Origin of the sequence: Arenimonas sp., from assembly GCF_019459675.1 — a bacterium.
Taxonomy (GTDB): domain Bacteria; phylum Pseudomonadota; class Gammaproteobacteria; order Xanthomonadales; family Xanthomonadaceae; genus Arenimonas.
The window spans coordinates 1-9,755 of the sequence record NZ_JAIBFH010000156.1; the positions used below are offsets into that span (position 1 = coordinate 1).

Here is a 9,755-nt window from a genome sequence, read left to right on the forward strand (position 1 = left end):
GGGCTGAGGGCGGGGGGGGCCCCGCGGCGGGGCGGGCCGGGGGGGCGCCCCGGGGGGGGCGACGCCACGCTGCGCCAGCTGGCGCGACAGCACGCGGCAGAAGGCTTCGTCGTCATCCACCAGCAGCAGGCTGGGCGGGAAGTTCACGGCGCTTCCTGCAGCGGCAGGTCGATTTCCACCCGGCTGCCGCCACCGTCGCGCGTCAGATGGCGCACACGGCCGCCGTGCCGCTCGATGCCGGCCTGCGACACCAGCAGGCCCATGCCCAACCCCACCGTCGACTCTGAAGCGAGGGGGCCCGGCTTCCCGATCCCCGGGCCGCGGTCGGCGATGCCCACCACCAGCCAGTCGCCGACCACGGCCGCGTCGATCCGCACGGGTTCGCCGCTGCCGGTGGCCGCGTTGGCGTCGGCGGCGTTGTTCATCAGGTTGATCAGGGCCTGCGGCAGCGACGGCGTAACACGCAGCCAGGCGTCTCCGGCGGCGTTCTCAAGCACGGCCTCGACGCTGGGACGCAGCAGACGCCAGCGCTCAACGCAGCGCTGCACGAAGGCATGAGCGGGCTCGGACGCGGGCTCATCGACGGCGCCGCGCCGCGCCAGGTCGGCCAGCGCGCGCACGTGGTCGCGGCACTGCGCCACCTGCGCGCGCATCAGGGCCAGGTCCTCGCGCGACGGCGGATCTTCCGAACTGCACCAGTCATCTGCCAGCAGGCCTAGGGTGGTGAGCGGCGTGTTGAGCTCATGCGCCGTGCCGGCCGCCAGCGATCCCAGGGCCAGCAGCGACTCGTCGCGCACGGCGCGTTCGCGCGACAGCAGCAGCCGGTTGCGCTGGTCCTTCACGGTGGCGATGAAGCGGCTCAGCACGGCCGCCATGATGGTGGCGCTGAGCAGGAAGTTCACCCACATGCCGGTCATGTGCAGTTCAAAATCCCGGCCGTGCACGTGCGGCAGCGGAATATTGTGCGACAGCAGCACCGTGTAGCAGCCTGCCGCCAGCACGGTGAGTGCGACCATGGGCACCACTTCCAGCGCGATGGCCGACAGCGCGACAGGCACCAGGTACAGCGACACGAATGGATTGCCCGGGCCACCGGAAAAATACAGCAGCCCCGTCAGCGCCACCACGTCCACGGCCAGCTGCAGCCCCAGCGTGCGGCGCCCGACCGGGCGCTGGCGATGCCAAAGCTGCGTGGCCACGTTGAACGCCAGCAGCGCCAGCGTGATCGACACCAGCGGCAGCACCGGGATGCCCAGCCCCAGCTTTAGCCGGACGAAGGCGATGGTCATCAGTTGCCCGATGACCGCCAGGTAGCGAAGGTTGACCAGCAGCGGCAGCATGTCCGACCCCGGTGACGATGGGGGCCAATTATCGCACTGCGGTCAGCTCAGGGGACCGCGGGCACCGCCGCGTCGGCCACCACCATGTTGCGGCCCGAGTCCTTGGCGTTGTACATCGCGCGGTCGGCGCGGTCGACCAGGGCGTCCAGGGATTCGTCGGCGCTGAGGTATTCGGCGGCGCCGATGCTCACCGTCAGCTCCACTACTTCTTCGCCGACGATGCGGCAGTGGCCCTGCACCGCCACGCGGATGCGCTCGGCCACGGCGATGGCGTGGATGCGCCTGGCCCCGGGCAGCGCCACCGCGAACTCCTCCCCGCCCATGCGCCCCAGCACGTCGCCGCCACGCAGCTCGGCGGCCACGCAGGCCGACACGGCGCGCAGGCAGTCGTCGCCCACGCCGTGGCCCAGGCTGTCGTTGATCAGCTTGAACAGGTCGATGTCGAAAAACAGCACCGACAGCGGCCGCGGCGGCTGCATGGCGCTGCCGTCGTTGGCCAGCTGCTCGAGGCGCTGGCGCCAGGTGGCGCGGTTGAGCGCACCGGTGAGCGCATCGCGTTCGGAGTCTTTCCTGGCCTGGGTGGCGGCGGCGCGGGCGCGGTCGCGCTCCTCCAGCAGGTGCTGCATGCGCGACGACAGCCGGTGCACCATCAGCAGGCCCCAGGCCAGGGCCGCCAGCGACAGGCAAAGCGCCAACAGCGGCCAGCGTCCGGCCATGAAGCCCACCGCGGGCGTGACCACCGCCGCCGTGACGGCGAAAGGCTGCCAGGCCGAACGCGGCACCACGCGCTCGTGCAGCACCAGCCAGCAGATCAGCAGGGCGGCCGCCAGGGCCAGGGTGGCACCGCTCGAAAACCAGGCGGCCAGCGTAAGGGGCGACGAAGACGCCCATGCGGGCGCACAGGCCGTTGCCGCGACGAGCGCAGCGGTACGCGAAAATGCAGGGGTCATGGCGCGGGGGGGAACCATGTCCCTACTCTGGGGGCGCGCTCCGTGCAAGCGCAAGCATTTGTTCCAATTGGATATTCATAAACGCCAACCGGCTCACGCTTTTGCCCGCCCATGACCTTCGGCCTGGTCGCCCGGCGGGCGCTTGGCCTAGCATCCACCGGTCCCCTGAATGGAGTTGCCCATGTCGTCCCGTCGTCCGCTTGCGCTCGCTGTTTGCCTCACGCTTTGCATCGGCGCGAACGCCGCGGGAGCAGCCGCGCCCAAGTGGGACGTCAATGCCGCGCATGCCAAGGGCAAGACCGTGCGCTTCAGCACCGACGAAGGCACCTGGCTCGACCTCGACCTGAGCCCGGACGGCCAGCAGATCGTGTTCTCGATGCTGGGCGACCTGTACGTGCTGCCGGCGGCCGGCGGCAGCGCCAAGCGCCTGAGCAGCGGCGCCTCCTGGGACATCCAGCCGCGCTTCTCGCCCGACGGCAAGGAAATTGCGTTCACCTCCGACCGCGGCGGCGGCAACAACCTGTGGCGCATGAAGGCCGACGGCAGCGGTGCCACTGCGGTGTCGAAGGAAGACTTCCGCCTGCTCAACAACGGCGCGTGGACGCCCGACGGCCAATACCTCGTGGGCCGCAAGCACTTCACTTCGCAGCGCTCGCTCGGCGCCGGTGAGCTGTGGCTTTACCACCGCGACGGCGGCACGGGCCTGCAGCTGACCAAGCGCAAGAACGACCAGCAGGACCAGGGCGAACCGGCGCTGTCGCCCGACGGCCGCTTCATCTATTTCTCCGAGGACATGAGCCCGGGCGGCGGCTTCGAATACAACCGCAACGTGCACGACATGATCTACGCCATCCGACGCATGGACCGGGAAACCGGCGAGATCGAGAACGTGGTGTCCAGCGCCGGCGGCGCGGTGCGCCCCCAGCCCTCGCCCGACGGCAAGTCGCTGGCCTTCGTGAAGCGCGTGCGCGACAAGACGGTGCTGCACGTGCTGGACCTGGCGTCGGGCGAATCGCGCCCGGTGTGGGACGGCCTGTCGCACGACCAGCAGGAAGCGTGGGCCATCTTCGGGCCCTACCCCAACTTCGACTGGACGCCCGATTCCAAGGCGGTGTTGATCTGGGCCCAGGGCAAGCTGTGGAACGTGGACATGGCCAGCGGCCAGCCGACCCCGGTGCCCTTCACGGCCGAAGTGTCGCAGACGGTGCTGCCCGCGCTGCGCTTCGACCAGGCCTTCGACGGCGACGCGTTCAGCCCGAAGATGATCCGCGACGTGGCCACCAGCCCCGACGGCAAGACGATGGTGTTCCACGCGGTGGGCCAGCTGTGGACCAAGGCGCTGCCGGGCGGCGAGCCCAGGCGCCTGAACGCGGATGCGGCGGGCTTCGAGTACCAGCCGTCGTTCAGCGCCGACGGGCGCAAGCTGCTCTACACCACGTGGTCGGACGAAAAAATGGGCGCCATCCGCGAGCTCGACCTGGCCACGGGCCAGTCGCGCGCGCTCACCACGCAGCCGGGCTTTTACTACGGCCCGCGCTGGTCGCCCGACGGCAGCCGCATCGTGTATTCGCGCCAGGGCGGCGGCGGACTCACCGGCAGCCTGTGGAGCGGCGTGCGCGGCGTGTTCGTGATGCCCGCGGCCGGCGGCGAAGCTGTGCAGGTGGCGCGCAACGGTGCCGACCCGCAGTTCTCGCCGGACGGCAAGCGCGTTTACTTCCTCACCGGTGGCGGCCTGGAAAAAAAGCTGCAGAGCGTGGGCCTCAACGGCGAACAGTCGCGCGAGGTGTTCAGCCTCAAGTACGTGGACCACGTGGCCATCAGCCCCGACGGCCGGTCGGTGGCCTTCACCGAACTGTTCAACGGCTACGTGGCGCCGCTGCCGATGACCGGCGGCAGCATCGAGCTCAACAAGGACACCAAGGCGGTGCCGGTCACCGCGCTGGGCACCGACATGGGCAGCTACCTGCACTGGGGCGCCGACTCGAAGTCGCTGCACTGGATGGTGGGCAACCGTTACCATAGCCGTGCACTGGCGGCCGCAAAGGCCGATGCCGGCGTTGAAGTGGGCCTGCGCCTGCCCACCGACCGCCCCACCGACACCTTCGCCCTGGTGGGCGGCCGCGTGGTGACCATGCGCGACGCCAACCGCGCCCAGGAAGTGATCGAGGACGGCGTGGTGGTGGTCAGCGGCGAGCGCATCGTCGCGGTCGGCAAGCGCGGCAGCGTGGCCATCCCGGCCGGCGCGCGCGAGCTCGACATCAGCGGCAAGACCGTCTTCCCCGGCATCGTGGACGTGCACGCGCATGCCGCGCACTTCGGCCAGGGCGTGGTGCCGCAGGCCAACTGGGCCTACAGCGCCAACCTCGCCTTCGGCGTCACCACCATGCACGACCCGTCGGCCACCACCGAGTTCGTATTCTCGCAAAGCGAACTGGTGAAGGCCGGCCTGATGGTGGGGCCGCGCGTGTACTCCACCGGCACCATTCTTTACGGCGCCGACGGCGACTTCAAGGCGGTGGTGAACTCGATTGACGACGCCCGCGGCCACCTGCGCCGCATGCAGGCGAACGGTGCCTTTTCGGTCAAGTCGTACAACCAGCCCCGGCGCGACCAGCGCCAGCAGATCAACCAGGCCGCGCGCGAGCTGGGCATGCTGGTGGTGGAGGAAGGCGGCAGCACCTTCCAGCACAACATGACGATGATCGTGGACGGCGTGACCGGCGTGGAGCACAACATCCCGGTGGCGCCGCTTTACCGCGACGTGACCGAACTGTGGCGCAACACCGACGTGGGCAACACGCCCACGCTGGTGGTGAACTACGGCGGCCTGAACGCCGAACGCTACTGGTATGCGCGCGACAACGTCTGGGAGAACGAGCGCCTGCTGCGCTTCTTCCCGAAGAACTCGCTGTACGGGCAGACGGTGCGGCGCGAAACCGCGCCCGACTGGGACTACTACCACGTGGAAGTGGCCAAGGCCGCCAAGCAGCTGCGCGACAACGGCACGCCGATCCTGGTGGGCGGCCACGGCCAGCTGCAGGGCCTGGCGCCGCACTGGGAGCTCTGGTCGCTCACGCAGGGCGGCTTCAGCAACTGGGAAGCGCTGCGCGCGGCCACCATCGACGGCGCCGGCTACCTGGGCCTGGCCAAGGAACTGGGCTCGATCGAAGTGGGCAAGCGTGCCGACCTGGCGGTGGTGGACGGCAACCCGCTGGAGAAAATCCAGCACAGCGCCGACACCGCAATGGTGATGGTGAACGGCCGGCTTTATGACGCCGCCACCCTGGCCGAGATTGGCGGCAAGCAGCGGCCGGCGCCGGTGTTCTTCTGGCAGCGCAGCGGCAACGGCGTGCAGATGGGCGTCGAGTATGGCCCGACGGCACCCTGCCACTGCCCCAAGTCCGCAGCGGGACACACGCACTAGTCGCCGCCGTCGGGCGGAGTTCATGTGGGGGGCCTATGCTGTAGGCCTGCCCCTTTTCAGGAGAACCCCATGGCCACCCGCTACCACCTGCGCCTGCCCGATCCCGCCCTTGCACGCGGCCCAGTGGCCAGCCTGGCGTTCCACTCGTCCAGCGCCGAGGGCTTCGCCGAGGAGCTTCAGGCGGCGCTGCGTTCGTCGGCGCTGTTCGATCGCTGGCGGGGCCTGCAGGACGATCCGGACGGCGTGGAGCCGACCCTGGGCACCGTTGACCCGGCGGCCGTGGTGACCGGCGAGCAGGACGACCTGACCGTGCGCCTGCAGGCCACCACGGTGCTGCCGGGCGAGGTTTTCAAGCACCGCCTGCGCCTGTTGGCGGGCAGCCACTGGGAGCTGCGCGACGTCACTTCGGCCTGACTCCCGGAGCCGGGGCGATTACCCGATAATCGGGGTCAGTCTCCGGAGGCGCCATGCAATTTCTAGGTATCGGGCTGCACGTCATCGCGGCGGTTTTCTTCGCCATCCATGCGGTGCGCACGCGCCAGGAGCTTTACTGGCTGCTGATCCTGTTCCTGTTCCCGCTGCTGGGCAGCCTGGTGTACGGCATCGCCATCTGGCTGCCCGAGGTGCGCCAGCACCGCGGCGTGCGCAAGGTGGGCAGCAAGGTGCGCCAGCTGTTCGACCCCACGCGCGAACTGCGCAACGCCACCCACGCCGTCGAGCTGGCGCCTACGGTGGGCAACCAGCTGCGCCTGGCCGACGCCCTGCTGGCGGCCGACCGCGCCGCGGAAGCCGTGCCGCACTACCAGCGCGCGCTGCAGGGCCAGTACGCCGGCGACGCCGACATCCAGGCGCGCCTGGCCAAGGCTCTGCTGGAAACCGGCCGCGCCGGCGAAGCGCGCGACCTGCTGGACCGCCTGATCGCCGCCAACCCCGACTTCAAATCACCCAGCGCCCATCTGGTCTACGCCCGCGCCGTGGCGGCGCTGGGTGATCGCGAAAAGGCACACGAGGAGTTCGGCGTGCTGGTGGACTATTTCCCCGGCTTCGAAGCGCGCGCCCGCTATGCCATCCTGCTGCACGAATGGGGCGAGACCGAGCGCGCCCGCACCCTGGCCGCCGACGCGCTGCGGGACGCCAACCGCCTGCCCGCCCACACGCGCGAGAGTGAGCAAGAGTGGATCGCCCTGCTGCGCAAGGCCGACCGCGTCAGCTGATCAGCCGGTGTTCTGCACGCCTGCGGCGATGCCGTTCACCGTGGTCACCAGCGCATGGAACAGCGCGTCTTCCGGCCGGCCCGCGGCGCGCCAGCGCGCCAGCAGGTCCACCTGCAGCAGGCTGATCGGGTCCACGTAGGGATTGCGCAGGCGGATGGACTGGCGCAGGCGGAAGTCGCCGTCCAGCAGCGCCGCCTGGCCCTTGAGAGCGAGGATGGCGTCGCGCGTGCGGCCGAACTCCTGGGCGATGCCCGGGAAGAATTCGCCGTGTGCATCGCCCGCCAGCGTCGAATAGCGCTCGAAGATGCCCAGGTCCGACTTGGCCAGCACCATCTCCACGTCGTCCACCAGCGTGGCGAAGAACGGCCAGTCGCGCGCCATCTCGGCCAACGCATCGTGTCCGTATTTTCCGATGCCATAAGCCAGGCCGGTGCCCACGCCCAGCCACGCGGTCAGGCCGCAGCGGTTCTGCGACCACGCGAACACCCACGGGATGGCGCGCAGCGAGGACACGCCACCGGCGGTGCCGCGCTTGCTGGGCCGCGAGCCGATGCGCAGGCGCTCGATCACGTCAATCGGCGTGGCGGCGCGGAAGTAGTCGACGAAGCCGGGCGTGTCGTAAACCAGGCCGCGGTAGTGCGCGCGCGCGGCCTGGGCGATGTCGGCGGCCATGGCGCGCCACGCGGCTTCGCGCGGTTCGGCCGGGCGCGGGCGCAGGCTGGCGCGCAGCACGGCGCCGGTCATCTGCTCGAGGTTGCGCAGGGCGATGGCGCGGATGCCGTATTTGCGGTGGATCACTTCGCCCTGTTCGGTCAGGCGCAGGGTGCCGTCCACCGAACCGCGCGGCGCGGCGATCACGGCGCGCTCGGTCTTGCCGCCGCCGCGCGACAGCGAGCCGCCGCGGCCGTGGAAGAAGGCGATGCGCACGCCGGCCTCGGCCGCCAGCGCGGTCAGCTGCACCTGGGTCTGCTGCAGGGCCCAGCGCGAAGCCACCAGGCCGCCGTCCTTGGCGCTGTCGGAATAGCCCAGCATCACCACCTGGCGGTCGCCGCGTTCGCGCAGGTGTTCGCGGTACGCCGGGTCGGCGAACAGCGAGCGCAGCGTGTCGGCGGCCGCCTGCAGGTCGTCCACGGTTTCGAACAGCGGGGCCACGTCCAGCGGCACGGCGCCATCGCGATTTGTGCAGCCGGCGATGCGCGCCAGGGCGATCACCGCCAGCGCGTCGGCGGCGCTGCGGCTCATGGAAATGATGTAGGGGCCGAAGGCGCGCGCGCCGTAGCGCGGCAGGGCGTCGGCCACGGTGCGGAAGACGTCCAGCACCGACACCGCGTCGGTGGCATCGGGCACGGCCGGCGGCGCGGTGCCCGCGATCAGTTCGCGCAGCCGTTCGGCCCGCTCGGGCCAGGGCCGCGATGGCCAGGCGTCGTCGCCCAGCAGGGCGGCCAGCGCCAGGTCGTGCTGGGTGGATTCCTGCCGAAGGTCCAGCGTGGCCAGGTGGAAGCCGAAAGCCTGGGCGCGCCGACGCAGGCGCCGCACGGCGAACGCGCCCGCGTGTTCGCCGCGATGGGCCTGCAGGCTGGCTTCGAGCAGGCGCAGGTCGGCCAGGAACGCGTCGGCGTCTTCGTAGCCCTCGCGCTTGTCCTGCTCGGTGGCGGCCAGGCGTGCCGACACCAGCGCGCACAAGCGACGGTAAGGCATGTCGGCGTGGCGCGACTTGAGCCGGTCGGCGGCCTTCGGGAAGCGGCGCGCGTATTCGTCGGTGCGGCGAAGCAGCTCGGGCGACACGCCGACGCGGCCCGAGGACTGGCTGAGCACTTCGCCCAGCCGCGCCAGGTCGCGGCGGTAGTTCGCCAGCACCAGGGCGCGCTGGCCCGACAGCGTGGCGTCGATGGTGGCGGCACCCACGTTCGGGTTGCCGTCCATGTCGCCGCCGACCCAGGAGCCGAAGCCCAGCACCGGCGGCAGCTCGGCCGCCTCGTCGCCGTAGACGGTGTGCAGCGCGTCCTCGAACACTTCATGGAAGACCGGCAGCACGCGGTAAAGCACGTCGGACAGGTAGAACGCGACGTGCTCGAACTCGTCGGCCACGCTGGGCTTTTCCGGCGGGGTTTCGTCGGTCTGCCAGCTGGCGGTCAGGGCCAGGCGCATGCGCTCGATGTCGGCGCGGCGCTCCTGCGGAGTGAGGTTGCGGTCAATGTCCTCGATCAGGCAGCGCACCACTTCGCTTTCCTTCTCGAGCAGGGCGCGGCGCACGGCTTCGGTGGGATGGGCGGTGAACACGGGCTCGACGCGCAGGCGGGCGATCAGGGCGGACACGGTGGCCGCGTCCACGCCGTCGGCCTTGAGCTGGCGCAGGCTGTCCTCCAGGCCACCGGGCTGGGGCGCTTCGCCCAGCCTCTGGTAGTCGCGGCGGCGGCGGATGCGGTGCACGCGCTCGGCCAGGTTCACGGCCTGGAAGTAGGCGGCGAAGGCGCGCACCAGCAGCTCGGCGCGGTCCAGCGGCAGCTCGTGCAGGCGGTCGGACAGGGCCTCGATGGGGGCGCCGGCCTCACGCCGCCGGATGGCCGCGATGCGCAGGGTTTCGACATCCGCCAGGAAATCGGGCGAGACCTGCTCCGCCAGGATTTCGCCGACCAGGGCGCCCAGGCGCTTGACGTCTTCGCGCAGCAGGGCGTCGGTGGGCGGCAGGTCGATGTCGCGCAGCGACTCGAGGGGGGCGGTGTCGGCGGGGGTCTGGCTCATGCCAACAGCCTAGCGCCTAGCGGCGGGGCCCGTCACCGGGCTGCACACGTTTTCATCCGCTGCCCCGGGGCATCCTTTGCGTGCG

General features: G+C 70.6%; 6 protein-coding genes. 3 read left to right on the forward strand and 3 right to left on the reverse strand.

Annotated elements, in window-relative coordinates:
• Window positions 1-143: 143 nt before the first annotated feature.
• Both K0M70_RS05630 and K0M70_RS05635 read right to left on the reverse strand, forming a co-directional pair.
• Window positions 144-1,340, reverse strand: coding sequence for an ATP-binding protein (locus K0M70_RS05630; protein ID WP_290780417.1), 1,197 nt, complete (start codon window positions 1,338-1,340; stop codon window positions 144-146).
• A gap of 47 nt (window positions 1,341-1,387) precedes the next feature.
• Complete coding sequence (locus tag K0M70_RS05635) at window positions 1,388-2,290, reverse strand: GGDEF domain-containing protein (protein WP_290780419.1); 903 nt, start codon at window positions 2,288-2,290, stop codon at window positions 1,388-1,390.
• Between the two features lie 181 nt (window positions 2,291-2,471).
• On the opposite strand from K0M70_RS05635, the gene K0M70_RS05640 reads away from it, so the two are divergent.
• The 3 genes from K0M70_RS05640 (at window position 2,472) to K0M70_RS05650 (ending at window position 6,928) form a co-directional block, all read left to right on the forward strand.
• On the forward strand, window positions 2,472-5,714 hold the full coding sequence (locus K0M70_RS05640; protein ID WP_290780422.1) for an amidohydrolase family protein: 3,243 nt from the start codon (window positions 2,472-2,474) through the stop codon (window positions 5,712-5,714).
• Window positions 5,715-5,783: 69 nt separating this feature from the next.
• Complete coding sequence (locus K0M70_RS05645) at window positions 5,784-6,128, forward strand: hypothetical protein (protein ID WP_290780424.1); 345 nt, start codon at window positions 5,784-5,786, stop codon at window positions 6,126-6,128.
• A 53-nt stretch (window positions 6,129-6,181) separates the two neighbouring features.
• On the forward strand, window positions 6,182-6,928 hold the full coding sequence (locus K0M70_RS05650) for a tetratricopeptide repeat protein (protein WP_290780427.1): 747 nt from the start codon (window positions 6,182-6,184) through the stop codon (window positions 6,926-6,928).
• Here K0M70_RS05650 and ppc read toward each other — a convergent pair whose 3' ends face one another.
• Window positions 6,929-9,670 (reverse strand): phosphoenolpyruvate carboxylase, encoded by a 2,742-nt coding sequence (ppc, locus tag K0M70_RS05655; RefSeq protein ID WP_290780429.1) that lies wholly within the window; start codon window positions 9,668-9,670, stop codon window positions 6,929-6,931.
• Window positions 9,671-9,755: the final 85 nt, after the last annotated feature.

Bases quoted from the DNA above. Each gene is read 5' to 3' on its own strand.
- K0M70_RS05640 (WP_290780422.1), top strand. From the start codon at position 2,472: ATGTCGTCCCGTCGTCCGCTTGCGCTCGCTGTTTGCCTCACGCTTTGC.
- K0M70_RS05645 (WP_290780424.1), top strand. From the start codon at position 5,784: ATGGCCACCCGCTACCACCTGCGCCTGCCCGATCCCGCCCTTGCACGC.
- K0M70_RS05630 (WP_290780417.1), bottom strand. From the start codon at position 1,340: ATGCTGCCGCTGCTGGTCAACCTTCGCTACCTGGCGGTCATCGGGCAA.
- K0M70_RS05650 (WP_290780427.1), top strand. From the start codon at position 6,182: ATGCAATTTCTAGGTATCGGGCTGCACGTCATCGCGGCGGTTTTCTTC.
- K0M70_RS05635 (WP_290780419.1), bottom strand. From the start codon at position 2,290: ATGACCCCTGCATTTTCGCGTACCGCTGCGCTCGTCGCGGCAACGGCC.
- ppc (WP_290780429.1), bottom strand. From the start codon at position 9,670: ATGAGCCAGACCCCCGCCGACACCGCCCCCCTCGAGTCGCTGCGCGAC.